The organism is Leisingera sp. ABM4_060 (assembly GCF_056158765.1).
Map to the genome: position 1 here is coordinate 3,796,988 of NZ_JBSWTX010000001.1, position 16,080 is coordinate 3,813,067.

A 16,080-nucleotide genomic window follows, 5' to 3' on the forward strand; every position below is an offset into this window, starting at 1 on the left:
GTTTTGCTGTTGCGGAAAAAGCGGCTGCCGGTTGCCCGGCAGCCAGTCCGGGGAATGCTCAGAAACGCGCGCCTGCCTCGATCCGGTAGGTCTGTTCCTTGTCGATCATCGCCACCAGGCGGATGATGCAGCCGTCGCCTCGGTCCCAGTTCCAGGGGAAGAAGGCGAAGGTGCATCGCTTGCCCGACACTGCATCCAGATCTCCACCGACGTTCTCGATGCCCAGAATGCCTTCTGCGAAAAGCTTGTTGTGAACCGGCTCCCATTCCGGGAAATCGTCTTTCCAGTCGCGGCCACCGGACCACTCCAGGTATTCCTGTTCCAGATGCGGCAGGATCGGGCCGTTGCGCTGCGGGCCGATGGCGGTGGCCAGAGGGTGGTCATTGGCCTGGGTGTCGTGGCCGACAACCTTGACGCCTTTTTCAATCATCCAATCTGCCGCCGAAGACACCAGACCGGGGCAATAGGCAAAGTAATCGCCGTCCTCATACTGCTTGTGCCAGCCGGTGTTGATGATCAGCACATCGCCCTTGCGGATGGCGTGGCCGCAAGCCTTTTCCAGGTCGTCGGCGGTGATCTGCTCCCATTTCTTCTTGGGGATGGAGACAACCAGCCCGGAGCCGAAGAAATGCGGCAGCGGCACTTCATCAATGAAGGGCGTGCCCGGAACCACATGCGCCGGCGCATCAATGTGAGTGGTCACATGCATGGTGGTGGTAATCGTCTGCGACAGCACGCCGGACTTGGCCATGTAGTGCTTTCGATCGATCTGCACGTCTTTGAAGTACGGCCAGTTCGGGCACTGGAACCCGTAGCGGTGGCTCAGGTTGTAGAACTCCAGGCCCATGTCGTTGTCAGTGTTTGCCTGGAACTCGATGCCGCGGATTTTCACCATCAGGCACATCTCCTCTGTTCACCGGAATCCCGGTGCTGGTTGTTTCAAACTTGTTCAGGATGGCTTCCCATCTGTCCCGCATATTGATGCACATGCACCGCAATGCGGTCAACAAGTAAATCGCGATGCAGTTGACTTGCACCGCATTGTGGTGCAGTAACGAGCGATATGAACCGCCGGAAAATCACGGAAGACACATTTGAAGGGTATTTAAATGGCTGAAAAAGAAGTGAAAAATGACAAAGGTGGAATTCAGGTCATTTCCCGCGCAGCGGCAATCCTGCGCGCGCTCAAAGAAACTGATACAGGAATGAGCCTAGGGCAAATCGCAGACCGGGTCGGATTGCCCCGCTCTACGGTGCAGCGAATCACGGGGGCTCTGGCTGCCGAGAACTTTGTGGTCAGCGATATCCAGGGCCGCGGGCTGAAGCTGGGCCCGGAGCTCAACACGCTCGCCAAAGCGGCACAGTTCAACATCGTGGAGCATTGCCGGCTGCTGCTGACGGAACTGACGCAGAAAACCGGGGAAACGGCGGACTTGTCCGCCCTGCGCGGGGCAGGCATGGTGTTTCTTGATCAAGTGCCAGGAACCCAGCGGCTCACCACTGTTTCAAAAGTCGGCGAAGTGTTTCCGCTGACTACAACCGCCAACGGCCGCGCCTGCCTGGCGCAATTGCCCGAGGAAGAGGCGCTCGAACTGATCCGCGAAGAATGGCAGCGCACGGGGGCTCACAAACATGAGGAAGACATTCTGGAATTGCTGAGCAATGTGCGGCAATCCGGCATCGCTTATGATCAGGATGATCACTCGGAGGGAATTTCCGCAATCGGGATAGCATTCCGCGACTGGCACGGGGATCTGCATGCCATTTCGGTCCCGATGCCCACGTCGCGGTATGGAAGTCGAAGCGAGGACGTTGAAAAAGCGCTGCAGGCGACGGCGAAAAGCTTGAGACAGTATTTTGCCCGCCAGGAGGGAGAGGTGTGAAATATTGCAAACTGCTTTCAGTCTTGGGCAAGAATTTACCTGTAAAACACGCGACTTGATCTGACATTTCTGCTCTTCTGGAGCGCCAGCATGGAGTGCCGATCATCACAGTCTTCTTTCCGCCGTGTTCGGCGGCCAAGCCGGTGAGCATTGCAGCGAAGATACCCTTGCCGCTCCACCGTTTCCAACGGTTATACAGCGCTCACCGGGCTTATGCCGCCCCACTGGGACGACGGTCCCGTCTCACGATACGGGCCATATTCCATTGGCGCGTCGAACCTGCGTAAGCCATTGCGGTTGATGAAGAAAAATTCGTTTAACACACGTCGGTCACCAAATCGGGGCATGCCGTGCGACTTTGGAAGGAAAGGCTCAAGACGCGTCATCTGCGCGTCGGTCAGCCAGAAGAGATCAGACATGTTCACCGCTCGTTTTCGAATCGTGATTCACGCCGGCTCTCGGAAAACAATGGGGCCTGATCCTAGACGCCATGCCGCCGCCGAACCCGCGCCCGGAGACTTTGAATAATCCTGTCCTGAAATCGCGTCCGAATTTCTACGTTCAGTGAAGTAAGTTGCAGACGGGAAGTCAGACAGGTGCAGGTGTTTGAAAACTCCTGGCAAATCCTGTTCGCATTTAATGTGAGCCGGGACGGGTGATTGCAAGCCCGTCGCAAATAATGTGGGTTCAATCGCAGACATTCCGGGTTTGGGGTGCCGGATAGATGCAGAAATTTCGGGCCGAAAAACGTGATGATTGCAGGTCGAGCCGATTATGTTTGCAGGTAACGGCAGGTATGCCCCCAGGGCAACCCGGTCTCCAATCGGCTACTCTGCCTTCGAACGGGGGCCAACTGACTGCCCCGGCACTTGTCTGACGCTGCGTAGGAATTTGACTGCGCTGCAGCTGTTGCGGCTGGACTTGCAGGTGGATGCGCCGGGCACCCGGCACCTTGTGCAAGTGCTGGAAGCAGACAGCCGGGCGGGGCAGGTTTTCCGGAGCCGCATCTTCAGGACCAGCTGGGCCTGCGCTCCGCTAAGCTGCGTTTCCAGGGCTGCCGCGCGGTGCGGCATGACGATCACCTGCATTTGCAGCTTCGGCAGGTCAGAAAAGCGCCTCTTGAAACTCATCAAATAAAACCATAAAACTAGTTTTAACGAATCAATTGGAGCTGACATCATGCCTCACGAAATGGAGTGGGAAGAAGCCGCGCAGGGCTTTGCTGCGATGGGGGCCGAGGCCCGGTTGCACGTGCTGCGCTGCCTGACCCAGGCCGGCGAGGCTGGGCTGACGGTGGGGGAGATCCAGGACCGCACCGGCATCGCTCCGTCGACCCTGGCGCATCATCTGAAATTCCTGTCCGCTGCGGGTGTGGTCGACCAGGAACGCATGGGGCGTTCGACCATCAGCCGTGCCGGTTTCACCCGGCTGGAGGCGCTGGCCGGTTTCATTCTCAGCGAGTGCTGCGCGGACGCAGCTGGAAAGGCGGCAAACGATGGCTGATCTGACACAGAACCCCCGGGCTGCGAAAACGCTGGGCAGCTGGCTGAAGACACCCTGGACCTTGAGCGTTGCCCTGCTGGCAGCGGCGGCTGTACTGGATCCGGGCAATTTCGGCTCGGTTGCCGGCTTTGCCTTGTCCGCATTGGCGAGCACCGCCAAATACATCCTGTTTGCGGTGCTGCTGCTGGCCTATCTCAAGGCCACAGGTGCCGAGGTTATGGTGGCGCGCGCCTTTGAGGGCCGCGAAACCCGGATGATTTTCCTGGCTGCGCTGTTCGGCGGGCTGGCGCCGTTCTGCTCTTGCGAAGTGATTCCCTTCATCGCCGGACTTCTGGCTTTAGGCGCGCCTTTGTCTGCGGTGATGGCTTTCTGGCTCTCGTCGCCGCTGATCGATCCGCCGACGCTCTTGATCACCGCCGGTGCTTTGGGCTGGCCCTTCGCCATCGGCAAGGCAGTGGCGGCGGTGGCGCTGGGGCTGTTCGGCGGCTTTGCCATCAAGCTTTTACGCGGGCAGGGCGTCTTTGCCAGCCCATTGCGCCAGCAGCCGGCCGCCGGCTGCAGCAGCTGCGGCGCCCCAAAGCTGGATGCCACGCCGAACTGGAAGTTCTGGAGTGAGGCAGAGCGCCGGGTGAAATTCCGCAGCGAGTTCGTCTCCAACGGGGTGTTCCTGCTGAAATGGCTGGCCCTGGCCTATGTTCTGGAATCGCTGCTGGTGCACTATGTGCCTGCGGATGTGATTGCAGGGCTGGTGGGCGGCGAAGGCGTGCTGCCGATTGCCATCGCGGCGCTTGTCGGGATGCCGGCCTACCTCAACTCCTATGTCGCGCCGCCCTTGCTGGCGGGGCTGATGGAGCAGGGCATGAGCGCCGGTGCGGCGATGGCCTTTATGGTGGCCGGCGCGGTGAGCTCGGTGCCTGCCATGGCGGCGGTCTGGTCGCTGGTGAAGCCAAAGGTGTTCGCCACTTATCTGGGACTGGGGGTCAGCGGCGCGATCATCTCCGGCATCCTGTTCCAGCTGGTCTGAGGCGCCTGCGGCGGAGCACTCCCGCCCGTCGCAAGGCAATCAAAGATTGCCCCGCTCCCGTTGGGTCCGGCGCCGCGCTGACGCGCGGCGCATCCCGTCTTTCCCGACCCGTTTCTTGCAGGAACGGGGCGGGCACTGGCGGCAACCGCAAGAAACGGGTCGAGAGCACGCTAAGGCCGCGGTTAGGTCAAGGCATTCAACCTATGGAGGCTTTGACGATGGAACTGAAGGACAAGACACTGATCATCACCGGTGCCAGCAGCGGTATCGGCGCGGCGGCGGCGCTGCTGTTTGCAGCAGAAGGGGCCAATGTCGTGCTGGGCGCGCGGCGGCAATCTGAACTGCAAACCCTTGCCGGGCAGATCAACCAAAGCGGCGGCAGGGCGGCCCTTCTGGCCGGGGATGTCACATCGGAACCCTATTGCGAAGCCCTGGTTGCGCTGGCGGCAGAAGAGTTCGGCGGGCTGGACGGGGCTTTCAACAACGCCGGCATGATGGGCGAAACCGGACCGGTGGATCAGATGGATGCCGCCAATTGGAACGCGGTGATTGCGGCCAACCTGACCGGAGCGTTTTTCTCGGCCAAGGCACAGATACCGGCTCTGCGCGCAAGGGGCGGCGGGTCGCTGGTGTTCACCGGCTCCTTTGTCGGGTTCAGCAACGGCGGCATGCCGGGCATGGGGGCCTATGCAGCCTCGAAGGCGGGGCTGATCGGACTGGTGCAGTCGCTGGCGTCCGATCTGGCCGCGGAGGGCATCCGGGCAAACGCGCTGCTGCCAGGGGGGACAAAAACCGCCATGGCCGGCGATGATCCGGACATCCACAGTTTCATTGCCGGGCTGCATCCGATGAAACGGATGGCCGAGCCGAAGGAAATCGCCCAAGGCGCGCTGTTTCTTCTGTCTGACCGCTCCAGCTTCGTGACCGGCGGGCCGGTGGCCGTGGACGGCGGGATTGCGGCGCGGCTTGTCTGAGCCCCGCCCCGGCTGAAAGCCCTGAACGAAAAAGCGCCCCGGAATGTCCGGGGCGCAGTCAGTTCGTCCAACAGGGAGAAGGTGTCAGCCGAAAACTTTGGTCAGGGCCTTGTCGACCGCGTCGCAGATCGCGTCGATGTCGTCCGCAGTGGCGATCAGCGCCGGGCTGAAGCACAGGGTGTTGTTGCGGCCCGGCAGCGAGCGGTTGGTGACACCGATGATCACACCCTGTGCGCCGCAGTCCGCGACAACCTGCTGGGCCAGCTTCTCGTCCACCGGCTCCTTGGTTTCGCGGTCCTGAACCAGCTCAACACCCAGGAACAGGCCCTTGCCGCGCACGTCGCCGATCACGGCGTGCTTCTCCTGCAGCGCGCGCAGGTTGTTCAGCATCCGCTCGCCCATGGCGACGGTGTTTTCCAGCAGGTTCTCTTCCTCGATGATGCGCATGTTCTCCAGCGCCGCCGCCGGGCCTGCAGTGCAGCCGCCGAAGGTGGAGATGTCGCGGAAGTAGTTCATCGGATCGGCGCTGTCGTCCTTGAACAGTTCAAAGACTTCCTCGGTGGTGACCATGCAGGCGATTGCCGCGTAACCGGAGGCCACGCCTTTGGCCATGGTCACGAAGTCGGGCTTGATGCCGTACTGCTGGTAGCCGAACCACTTGCCGGTGCGGCCGACGCCGCAGACCACTTCGTCGATGTGCAGCAGCACGTCGTACTTTTTGCAGATCTCCTGCACGCGCTCCCAGTAGCCTTCCGGCGCTTCAATGACGCCGCCGCCTGCGGTCACCGGCTCCAGGCACAGGGCGCCAACGGTTTCCGGGCCTTCGCGCAGGATCACTTCTTCGATCGCGTCCGCCGCGGCAATGCCGAACTCGCGGCCGGACAGATGCTCCAGGCCCAGCTCATGCTTGCGGTATTCCATGCAGTGCGGCACGCGGACAAAGTCCGGCGCAAAGGGGCCGTACTGCGCGTTGCGCTCGTCCTGGCCGCCGGCCGACATGGTTGCCAGGGTGGAGCCGTGGTAGTCGCGGTCGCGGTACAGGATCTTGGTCTTCTTGCCGCCGTATTTCTTGTGGGCGATCTGACGGATCATCTTGAAGGCCTTCTCGTTGGCCTCCGATCCGGAGTTGGTGTAGTAGACGCGGGTCATGCCCGGCATCTTCTCGATCAGCTTTTCGGCAAACAGCGCGCCGGGGATGGAGCCCGCGGAGTTGGCGAAGTAGCAGATCTTCATCAGCTGGTCATAGACAGCCTTGCAGACGCTCTCGCGGCCATAGCCGACGTTGACGGTCCACACACCGCCGGAGACCGCATCCAGGAACTCCTTGCCGTTCTGATCCCAGACGCGCATGCCCTTGCCCTCGACAATGATGCGCGGGTCAGAGGTTTCCAGCGCCTTGTGCTGGAACAGGTGGTGCCACATGTGGGCCTTGTCGGCCTCGACTACGCGGGAGAGATCGTTTTCGTTGAACGTGCCGTCCATGACATGTCCTTTCGGCGTTGGAAGTGAATCAGGCTGCCCAGAACCCTACAGGGCTTCTGAGGCGTATTATGTACCAGAAACGTCAGTTTCGTATAATTCGTTAGGGCCAGAGCATGTGCTTGCTTAGGTCCAGAGGCGGGCAAATCCGGCGGGCTGCCCGGCATGAAATGGAATAGAACAGATGTTTTGAAAGCGCCTTCTTGAGAGCGGATGTGCCGCCGGGTCAGTCTGCATCAACCCCTGGGCACGAGTCGCCGCAGGGCAGGCCGCAAAGGAGGAGACCGGTGGCGGAATTCAATTTGATGGCGGCCCCGAACGGTGCCCGGCGCACGCGCGGGGATCATGCGGAACTGCCGGTGACACCGCAGCAGACCGCACAGACGGCAGCCGCCTGTTTCGCGGCCGGCGCCCAGGCGCTGCACCTGCACGTACGCGATGATGCAGGGGGCCACTCGCTGGACGCGGGCCGCTACCGCGAAGCCCTTGATGCGGTGCGGGAAAGCGCGCCGGGCATGGCCGTGCAGATCACCACCGAGAGCGCCGGGATCTATGATGTGGCTGCTCAGCTTGCCTGCCTGGAGGCACTGCGCCCTGCCGCCGCCTCGGTCTCGGTACGGGAGATGGCCCGCGATCCGCAGCTGGCCGCACGCGCCTATGCGCTGTGCCTGGAGGCCGGCACCCAAGTGCAGCACATCCTCTATGGCCCCGAGTGCATCGCCCAGCTTAATGCCTGGTATCAGGACGGCATCGTGCCGGATGCCATGCGAGACGCGATCTTTGTTCTGGGCAAGTACAACCCGCCGGTGCTGGCACAGCCCGAAGGCCTGACGGCATTCCGTGACGCAACGGCAGATTTGCGCCTGAACTGGACCGTCTGCGCCTTTGGCCGGCATGAGCACGCCTGCCTGCTGGCTGCCGTGGCCGCGGGCGGGGATGCGCGAATCGGATTTGAGAATAACATCGAAACACCTGAGGGCGGGCTGCTGGCAGACAACGCAGCCTCGGTTGCCGCCTTCGTTCAGGCTGCAAAGGCCCAGGGCCATACCCTCAAGGAGCATTGATCATGAGCCACGTTTTCCCCCGCCACACCAAAGCCGACCTGCCCACCGCCGTCTCCGGCGACGGCTGCTATCTGATTGACGCCAGCGGCAAGCGTTACTTTGACGGCTCCGGCGGCGCCGCCGTGTCCTGCCTCGGCCATTCCGACGCCGATGTCATCAAAGCCGTGCAGGACCAGGCGGGCAAGCTGGCCTTTGCCCATACCGGCTTCCTCACCTCTGAACCGGCCGAGGAACTGGCAGACCTGCTGGTGGCCAACGCGCCGGGCGATATTGACCGGGTCTATTTTGTCTCTGGCGGTTCTGAGGCCACTGAGGCGGCCATCAAACTCGCCCGCCAGTACCACCTGGAGCGCGGCGAGCCGCAGCGCCGCCACATTATCGCCCGCAAGCAAAGCTATCACGGCAACACCCTTGGCGCGCTGGCGGCCGGCGGCAACGAATGGCGCCGCACTCAGTTCGCGCCGCTTTTGATCGAAATCTCCCATATCTCCCCCTGTTACGAATACGTGGGCAAGGCGGAGGGCGAGAGCAGCTATGACTACGGTCAGCGCGTCGCAAATGAGCTGGAGGCGGAAATCCTCCGCCTCGGCCCGGAGACCGTGATGGCCTTCATGGCGGAGCCGGTGGTCGGCGCGACCTCCGGCGCGGTGCCGGCGGTTGAGGGCTATTTCAAACGCATCCGCGAGATCTGCGACCAGTACGGCGTGCTGCTGATCCTGGATGAGGTGATGTGCGGCATGGGCCGCACCGGCCATCTGTTTGCTTGCGAGGCGGACGGCGTGGCCCCCGATATCCTGTGCATCGCCAAGGGGCTGGGCGCCGGCTACCAGCCCATCGGCGCCATGCTCTGCACCAAGCAGATCTACGAGGCGATTGAGCACGGCTCCGGCTTCTTCCAGCACGGCCACACCTATATTGGCCACCCGGTGGCAACTGCGGCCGGCCTGGCGGTGGTCAAAGCGCTGCTGGAGCGCGGGCTGGTGCAGCGCTGCGCCGAGATGGGTGAAAAGCTGCAATCCGCGCTGCAAGACCGCTTCGGCCAGCATCCCAACGTTGGCGACATCCGCGGACGCGGCCTGTTCCGCGGGGTTGAGCTGGTGGCCGACCGCGAAACCAAGGAGCCCTTCGACCCCGCCCTGGCGCTGGCCAAGAACATCAAGAAGGCGGCGTTCCAGGCGGGCCTCATCTGCTACCCGATGTCCGGCACCCGCGACGGCCAGAACGGCGACCACATCCTGCTGGCGCCGCCCTTCATCATCACTGAGGAACAGATCATTGAGGTGGTGGACAAGCTGGAAACCGCGATCACCCAGTGCCTGCCGCAAATCTAAGCGGTTGGAAGAAATGACGCATCGCCCGGCTGCAGGCCGGGCAGCGCCCGTCCCGCCCCTCACGGGGCGGGCGCTTCGCTTCCCACCCCGCCGGGACGGGCGCTGCCCTCAGCGAAATTCGCTTTCGGCAGCGCCCAGCTGCTCCAGGATGCTGGCATAGTTTTCCACGCCTTGCGCCCCGGTCATCAAATGGCGGCCGTTGAACACCATCGCAGGCACCCCGCGGATGCCTTGGCTCACCCAGAACGCCTCGCGCTGGCGCACGCTGTCCGCATGTTTGCCGCTTTCAAGCGCCGCCCGCGCTTCCGCGCCGTCCAGGCCGATACTCTCTGCCGTCTCGACCAGCATCTCAAGCTCCGAAACATCCTTGCCATCAGTGAAATAGGCAGCCAGCAGCGCCTGTTTCATCGCATGCCCTTTGCCGCGCTCTTCGGCCCATTCGATCAGCTGATGCGCCTGGAACGTGTTGTAGATCCGCATCCCGTCAAAAAACCGGAAGGTGAACCCCAGCGCCTCGCCCAGCTCCGTCAGTTGCGCCCTAATCTGCGCGGACTGTTCAGCAGTGCTGCCGTATTTCGCCGCCAGATGCGCCCGCAGCTCCTCGCCCTCCGGCACCATATCCGGGTTCAGTTCAAACGGCTGCCAATGAATGTCCAGCGCCACGCCGGCCCGGCGGGCGGCAAAGGCCAGCTGGCTATAGCCCACCGCACACCAGGGGCAGACCACGTCGGAAATGATATCGACCCTCAGGGCTGGGCTGTTTGCGGTTTTGGCCATTGCCGGTCCTTTGCGCTGCATTGTTGCTGCACTGAAAATGGGAACGGTAAGGGCAGAAAACAACTGTCGCAGACAGGCTTGCCTGCCGCGCGGAACTCTCCCAACGTGGCGTCAGCACCCAAGACCTGAGGCCCCGATGACCACGCACCCCTCCGAAAGCACCACCCCGGCCAACACCCCGCGCACCCGTGCCAAGGCGCGGCATATCCTGGATAACTACTACATCGGCCCGGCCCGCGATGCGGCGGTGCTGGAGATCTGGGGCTACACCCCGCGCGTCACCTATGCGCCGGGCGACACCGTCGCGCTGCACGTCTCCACCACTGCCGGAACCTGGGATCTGGAGATCGGCCGCGACGGCGCAGACTATCGCCCGGTGCTGCGCGAGACCGGCCTGAAAGGCACCCATCAGCCAACCCCGGCGGATTGTTCAGTCAAAGGCTGCGATTGGGAGATGTCCTACCAGTTCACCATCCCCGATGACTGGCCGGAGGGCGGCTATCTGATCACCCTAAGTGCCGAACGCGACGGCGACCGCGTCGAGGAACATCACCTGATCCTGGTCCGCCGCGCTCCGGATCGTCCGGCGGCCCCTTATCTCCTGGTCTGCGCCACCGGCACCTGGCTCGCCTACAACTGCTGGGGCGGCTCGAACCACTACCAGGGCATCACCGGCCCCGAAGGCAACGCCTTCGCCCCCGTGGTCTCCACCCAGCGCCCCTGGACGCGCGGTTTCTGCAAGCTGCCCCTAGGCGCCCCCCGCGCGGTGCCCGAAACCCCGCATGTGCCGGGCGGCATGGTGCGCTACCCCTACATGGAATGGGCTTATTCTTACGGCTACTCCAAGAAATACGCCTCCGCCGGCTGGGCCAGCTATGAACGCCACTTTGCCCGCTGGGCCGAGGCGCAGGGCTATGAACTCGACTTTGCCACCCAGCACGACCTCGAGGCGGACCCGGACCTGCTCAGCCGCCACAAATGCGTGGTCTTCGTGGGCCACGACGAATACTGGAGCGCCAACATGCGCCGCGCCGTCGACCGCTATTCCGAAACCGGCGGCCGGGTGGCGCGCTTTGCCGGCAACTTCCTGTGGCAAACAAGGATCGAGGACGAAGGCCGCACCCAGGTCTGCTACAAATACAACGCCGCGCAGGACCCGCTGTCGGGCACCGCGCAAGAACACCTGACCACCGCCGCCTGGGAAGTGGCCCCGGTCAACTGGCCGGGCACAAAGACCTTTGGCGCCAACGGGTTGCAGGGCATGTACACCGGCTTTGGCCGCTGTGCCGGCCAGAACAGCGGCGGCTACACCGTCTACCGGCCCCAGCATTGGGCCTTTGACGGCGCCGAGCTGGGTTATGGCGATCAGATCGGCGGCACCTCGCGGATCTTCGGCTATGAGGTGGACGGGGTGGACTACCGGATGGAGGACGGCTTGCCCTATCCCACCGGCAGCGACGGCGCCGACCCGCAGATGCAGATCCTGGCGCTGGGTCTTGCCACCAACATAGAGCCCGATCACGGCATCTGGGGTGAGACGATCTATATCGGCGACGGCGACGCGGTGTTCAAAGCGGAAGCGATGCATGGCGCGGCGACGCCCGAAACCGTCGACCGCTCCGCCCGCGGCAACGGGGTTATTGTGCACTGGCAACGCGGGGCGGGTGAGGTCTTCAACGCCGCCACCTGCGAATGGGTCATGGGCCTCACCCGCCGCGACTGGCAGGTCGAGCGCGTCACCCGCAACGTGCTGGACCGGTTCGGGGCGTAATGAAAGGGTAATTTGCAAGCAGGCCCGCAGATTTCTTGACCGTAGAGATATTGCGGTAAGGGCCGCAGAGACCCGCGGGGTGGCGCATCGCGCCGCCCCATGGGGGCGGGTCATGCCGGAGGCATGCCTTCGGCATGACGCGGCCCGGCCTGCAGCCGGGCGGGAGCTTTTTGGCTGGCGGGGCGCGAACCTGCGGTAGCAGGCGGTGTCAAAATGCGGCCGGATGTTTCCCCGCCGCAGATTTCTGTTGACCTGTCAGGCGGCTGCGCCAAAGTCGGTCTGCGCTTGGGAGGGCGCGGCTGGGAGGCACCAAACATGGCAGACTATGACCTGATCCTGCGCGGCGGGCATCTGATCGACCCGGGCCAGGGCATCGACCGCCCGATGCAGGTCGCCTTTGCCGACGGCAAGGTCGCCGAAGTGGCCGCCAGCATCAGCGGCACCGCCGGCCGGATTGAGGATGTCTCAGGCTGCCTGATCACCCCCGGTCTCATCGACCTGCACACCCATGTCTATTGGGGCGGCACCTCGATCGGCATCGCGGCAGATGACTACGCCAAATCCAGCGCGGTCACGACGCTGGTCGACACCGGCTCCACCGGCCCCGGCAACTTCGCAGGCTTCCAGCACCATGTGATAGACCTGGCCGAGGCGCGCATCCTTGTCTACCTGCATATCTCGCACGCCGGCATCTTTGCCTTCTCCAACCGCGTCATGGTCGGCGAGTCCGAAGAGATGCGGCTGATGGATCCGCTCACCGCGCTGGAAGTTGCCAGGGCCAACCCGGACACCATCATCGGCATCAAGGTCCGCCTCGGCGCCTGGACCTCTGGCATCCACGGCATGGCGCCGCTGGAATTCGCCCTGCAGGTCGCGGAACAGGCCGGCCTGCCGCTGATGGTCCACATCGACGACCCGCCGCCCTCTTATGACGAGGTGGTCCGCCGCCTGCGCCCAGGCGATGTGCTGACCCATTGCTTCCGCCCCTTCCCGAACACCCCGCTGACAGGCACCGGCGAGGTGCGCCCGGCCGTGCTGGAGGCGCGCCGCCGCGGCGTGATCTTCGACATCGGCCACGGCATGTCGTCCTTCTCGGTCCAGGTGGCGCGGCAGATGCTGGCCAATGGGTTTTGGCCCGATACGATCTCCTCGGACGTGCACACGCTCTGCATCGAAGGTCCGGCCTTTGATCTGCTCACCACGTTGTCGAAATTCCTGGCCCTCGGGATGCCTTTGCCCGAAGTGATCCGCGCCGCCACTTTGAACGCCGCCGCCGCCGTGCAGCGGCCGGAACTGGGCACGCTGGCGCCGGGCACAGTGGGTGACGCCTCGATCCTGCGTTTGCAGGAGGGGGCGTTCACGTTTGAGGACGGCGACAAGGAAGCATTTGAAGGCACGCAGAAAATCACTGCGGCCGGAACCGTATTGGGAGGCAGGATATGGCAAATCACCTGACGCAAACCGTCTATCTGAACGGCAGTTACATGGCCGGAGCCGAGGCAAAGCTTTCGATCTTTGACCGCGGGCTGCTGTTCGCCGATGCGGTCTATGAGGGGCTGGGTGTGCTCGATGGCACGGTGATTGACTTCGCCATGCATATGGGACGCCTGCAGGCCTCGATGGCCAAGCTGAATTTCCCTGTGCCGCTGGCGCCGGAGGAAATCCTGGAGATCTGCAACCACCTGATTGCAGAAAACAATCTAGCCGAAGGCTTTATCTATCTCCACATCACCCGGGGCGAGGCAAACCGGGATTATGTCTACAGCGGCACCCTGAAACCCAATGTCTTTGCCTTCAGCCAGGAGACTGTTTCAGGCAAGGCCGATGCACCGGTCTCTGGCGTCTCCATGAAGTCCCACCCCGACCTGCGCTGGAAGCGGCGGGACATCAAGACCTCGAACCTCTTGGGCCAGGTGATTGCCAAGACCGCCGCCTCCCGGGCCGGTGCCTATGAGGCGCTGATGGTCGATGACGATGGTTTTGTGACCGAAGGCGGTGCCACCAGTTTCTTCATCATCCGCGGCCAGACGCTGCTGGCGCGTCCCGTGACCAACGAGATCCTGCACGGCATCACCCGCCAAACCATGCTGCGGGTGGCCGAAGAGCTGGGCTATGCCATTGAAACCCGGCGCTTTACCCTGGAGGAAGCGCTGAGTGCGGATGAGGCCTTTCTCACCGGCGCCTCCAGCTATGTAGAGCCGGTGGTGGAGATCGACGGCCAGCCCATCGGCGCCGGAGCGCCCGGCGACTTTACGTTGCGTTTACGTGCGGCTTACCTGCAAGCCGTCCGCTCCGCCTGACCCCGAAGGACCCGCCCATGCCCCGGATCGACACGCTCCTCTCCGCCTTCCCCCGCGCCCCCCTGCTGTCGCAGCCAACCCCGCTGGAGCGGCTCGACCGGCTGTCGAAGGAGCTGGATATCGACCTCTGGATCAAGCGTGACGACCTCACGGGCCTCAGCTTCGGCGGCAACAAGACCCGGCAGCTGGAATTCTATATCGGCGCCGCGCGGGCGGCTGAGGCCGACACCATCCTGATCACCGGCGCGGTGCAGTCGAACTTTGCCCGCACCGCCGCCGCCGCGGCTGCGAAATACGGTATACAGGCGGTGCTGCAGCGCGAGGAGCGGGTGCCGGGGATGGACCCGCTCTACCACAGCAACGGCAACGTCTTCCTGTCGGATATCCTGGGCGCCGAAGCCATGAGTTACCCGGAGGGAGAGGACGAGGCCGGCGCTGATGCCGCGCTGGAAGCCCGCGCCGAAGAGCTGCGCGCGGCGGGGCGCAGGCCTTACATCATCCCGCTCGGCCTTGGCCACGCGCCGCTGGGTGCGCTGGGCTATGTGCAGGGCGGGGCAGAGCTGGCATCGCAGATCGGCGGCTTTGATGCGGCGGTTGTGCCCTCGGGCAGCGGTGCGACCCATGGCGGTTTCCTGACCGGGGTGCGCCTATCGGGGATCACCGCGCCGGTTTATGGCATCTGCGTGCGCCGGGATGCGGCGCAGCAGCAGGCGCGGCTGGAGCAGGTGACGGCGGAACTGGCCGGGCTGATGAACATCCCGCGCCCCTTTGCCGGTGACGGCATTCTCACCTGGGACGGCGCGCTTCCCCCGGGGTACGGACGTGCAGGTCCCGCCACCCGGACGGCACTGCAACGTATGGCGGCAGCGGAGGGCATCCTGCTGGATCCGGTCTATTCCGCCAAAACATTTGCGGGCCTGTTGGGGCTGCTGGAGGATGGCGCGATCTGCAAGGGCCAGAAGGTGCTGCTGCTGCATACCGGCGGGTTGCCTGCGCTGTTTGCCTACCAGAATGAACTCGGGTTCGGCGGTGCCGGGTCGTGATCCTGTGCTGCGGTGAGGCCTTGATCGACATGTTCCCCGCAGAGACCGCCGCGGGAGAGGCTGCCTATGTGCCTCATTGCGGCGGGTCGGTGTTCAACACGGCGCTGGGCTTGGGCCGGCTCGGCGCCCGTGCGGGGCTGTTCGCCGGGCTGTCTTGCGATGTATTCGGCCAGCAGCTGCGCGGCGCGCTGGCAGCGGCCGGGGTGGACGCTTCTTTGGCGGTCACCAGCCCGCGGCCCAGCACTTTGGCCTTTGTGCATCTGACCAGAGGGGAGGCCAGCTACAGTTTTCTGGACAGCGGCTCGGCGGGAGCGTCTCTGTCAGCGGCAGATATTCCGGAGGTGCCGGACAGCGTGGAGGCGCTGTTCCTTGGCGGCATCAGCCTGTGCAACCCGCCTGCGGCGGAGGCCTATCTTGCCCTGGCCCGGGGGAGGCGGGCCGGCGGGTGGTGATGCTGGACCCGAATGTGCGCGCGGGTTTTGCGCAGGACGAGGCGGCCTACCGGGCGCGGCTGCGGGAAATGATCGCGCTGGCGGATATCGTGAAGATCTCGCAGGAGGATCTTTCCTGGCTCTGTCCCCGCGGGGACAGCGGAGAAAAACTGCGGGAGCTGAGAGCCGCCGGGCCAAAGCTTCTGCTGCTGACCCGCGGCGGGGAGGGGGCGGAGGCGCATCTGGCGGATGGCCGGATCGTGCAGGCGGATGCGGTTCCGGTTGAGGCCGCCGATACGGTGGGCGCGGGGGATACGTTCAACGCGGGCTTTCTGGCCAAGGCGCAGGAACTGGGCGTTCTGCAAGCGGCGGCTGCGGGCACGGCCGCCGTAGAAGACTTGGAAACCTGCCTGCAATACGCGGTGAAGGCGGCCGCCGTGACCGTCTCCCGCGCTGGGGCAAACCCGCCTTGGCGCCGCGAGCTGCCCGGATGATTTTGC

13 protein-coding genes and 2 pseudogenes are annotated in these 16,080 nt (G+C 63.8%); 11 read left to right on the forward strand and 4 right to left on the reverse strand.

Annotated features, from left to right (window positions below; translation table 11 throughout):
* Nucleotides 1-58 precede the first annotated feature (58 nt).
* On the reverse strand, nucleotides 59-895 hold the full coding sequence (locus tag ACXAEH_RS18320; protein WP_475034799.1) for a cyclase family protein: 837 nt from the start codon (nucleotides 893-895) through the stop codon (nucleotides 59-61).
* A gap of 214 nt (nucleotides 896-1,109) precedes the next feature.
* Here ACXAEH_RS18320 and ACXAEH_RS18325 point away from each other — a divergent pair, with 214 nt between their 5' ends.
* Nucleotides 1,110-1,883, forward strand: a complete 774-nt coding sequence (locus ACXAEH_RS18325; protein ID WP_475034801.1) for an IclR family transcriptional regulator — start codon at nucleotides 1,110-1,112, stop codon at nucleotides 1,881-1,883.
* Nucleotides 1,884-1,944: 61 nt separating this feature from the next.
* On the opposite strand, the pseudogene ACXAEH_RS18330 reads toward ACXAEH_RS18325, so the two are convergent.
* Nucleotides 1,945-2,302 (reverse strand): annotated as a pseudogene (locus ACXAEH_RS18330) (transposase family protein); the annotation flags it as partial.
* A 772-nt stretch (nucleotides 2,303-3,074) separates the two neighbouring features.
* On the opposite strand from ACXAEH_RS18330, the gene ACXAEH_RS18335 reads away from it, so the two are divergent.
* The 3 genes from ACXAEH_RS18335 to ACXAEH_RS18345 all read left to right on the forward strand — a co-directional run bounded on the left by ACXAEH_RS18335 (nucleotide 3,075) and on the right by ACXAEH_RS18345 (nucleotide 5,384).
* Nucleotides 3,075-3,386 (forward strand): ArsR/SmtB family transcription factor, encoded by a 312-nt coding sequence (locus ACXAEH_RS18335; RefSeq protein ID WP_475035623.1) that lies wholly within the window; start codon nucleotides 3,075-3,077, stop codon nucleotides 3,384-3,386.
* The gene (locus ACXAEH_RS18340; protein WP_475034802.1) at nucleotides 3,379-4,410 is read left to right on the forward strand and encodes a permease; all 1,032 of its coding nucleotides are present in this window, start codon (nucleotides 3,379-3,381) and stop codon (nucleotides 4,408-4,410) included. The genes ACXAEH_RS18335 and ACXAEH_RS18340 overlap by 8 nt, the downstream gene beginning before the upstream one ends.
* Nucleotides 4,411-4,628: 218 nt before the next feature.
* Entirely contained in the window at nucleotides 4,629-5,384 is a 756-nt protein-coding gene (locus ACXAEH_RS18345) for an SDR family oxidoreductase (RefSeq protein ID WP_475034803.1), read from the forward strand.
* An 84-nt stretch (nucleotides 5,385-5,468) separates the two neighbouring features.
* Here the strand turns inward: ACXAEH_RS18345 and ACXAEH_RS18350 are convergent, their stop codons facing one another.
* Nucleotides 5,469-6,866 (reverse strand): aminotransferase family protein, encoded by a 1,398-nt coding sequence (locus ACXAEH_RS18350; protein WP_475034804.1) that lies wholly within the window; start codon nucleotides 6,864-6,866, stop codon nucleotides 5,469-5,471.
* Nucleotides 6,867-7,150: 284 nt separating this feature from the next.
* On the opposite strand from ACXAEH_RS18350, the gene ACXAEH_RS18355 reads away from it, so the two are divergent.
* Both ACXAEH_RS18355 and ACXAEH_RS18360 read left to right on the forward strand, forming a co-directional pair.
* Complete coding sequence (locus ACXAEH_RS18355; protein WP_475034806.1) at nucleotides 7,151-7,927, forward strand: beta-keto acid cleavage family enzyme; 777 nt, start codon at nucleotides 7,151-7,153, stop codon at nucleotides 7,925-7,927.
* Between the two features lie 2 nt (nucleotides 7,928-7,929).
* Nucleotides 7,930-9,258, forward strand: coding sequence for an aspartate aminotransferase family protein (locus ACXAEH_RS18360; RefSeq protein ID WP_475034807.1), 1,329 nt, complete (start codon nucleotides 7,930-7,932; stop codon nucleotides 9,256-9,258).
* Nucleotides 9,259-9,366: 108 nt separating this feature from the next.
* On the opposite strand, the gene ACXAEH_RS18365 is transcribed toward ACXAEH_RS18360, so the two are convergent.
* Complete coding sequence (locus ACXAEH_RS18365; RefSeq protein ID WP_475034808.1) at nucleotides 9,367-10,035, reverse strand: DsbA family oxidoreductase; 669 nt, start codon at nucleotides 10,033-10,035, stop codon at nucleotides 9,367-9,369.
* A 136-nt stretch (nucleotides 10,036-10,171) separates the two neighbouring features.
* Here ACXAEH_RS18365 and ACXAEH_RS18370 point away from each other — a divergent pair, with 136 nt between their 5' ends.
* The 5 genes and pseudogenes from ACXAEH_RS18370 to ACXAEH_RS18390 all read left to right on the forward strand — a co-directional run bounded on the left by ACXAEH_RS18370 (nucleotide 10,172) and on the right by ACXAEH_RS18390 (nucleotide 16,074).
* Nucleotides 10,172-11,806 (forward strand): N,N-dimethylformamidase beta subunit family domain-containing protein, encoded by a 1,635-nt coding sequence (locus ACXAEH_RS18370; protein ID WP_475034810.1) that lies wholly within the window; start codon nucleotides 10,172-10,174, stop codon nucleotides 11,804-11,806.
* 315 nt (nucleotides 11,807-12,121) lie between these two features.
* Nucleotides 12,122-13,261 (forward strand): amidohydrolase/deacetylase family metallohydrolase, encoded by a 1,140-nt coding sequence (locus tag ACXAEH_RS18375; protein WP_475034811.1) that lies wholly within the window; start codon nucleotides 12,122-12,124, stop codon nucleotides 13,259-13,261.
* Nucleotides 13,246-14,106, forward strand: a complete 861-nt coding sequence (locus tag ACXAEH_RS18380) for a D-amino acid aminotransferase (RefSeq protein WP_475034812.1) — start codon at nucleotides 13,246-13,248, stop codon at nucleotides 14,104-14,106. The genes ACXAEH_RS18375 and ACXAEH_RS18380 overlap by 16 nt, the downstream gene beginning before the upstream one ends.
* Nucleotides 14,107-14,123: 17 nt before the next feature.
* Nucleotides 14,124-15,149 (forward strand): D-cysteine desulfhydrase family protein, encoded by a 1,026-nt coding sequence (locus ACXAEH_RS18385; protein ID WP_475034814.1) that lies wholly within the window; start codon nucleotides 14,124-14,126, stop codon nucleotides 15,147-15,149.
* A pseudogene (locus ACXAEH_RS18390) lies at nucleotides 15,146-16,074 on the forward strand (carbohydrate kinase family protein). The gene ACXAEH_RS18385 and the pseudogene ACXAEH_RS18390 overlap by 4 nt, the downstream one beginning before the upstream one ends.
* Nucleotides 16,075-16,080: the final 6 nt, after the last annotated feature.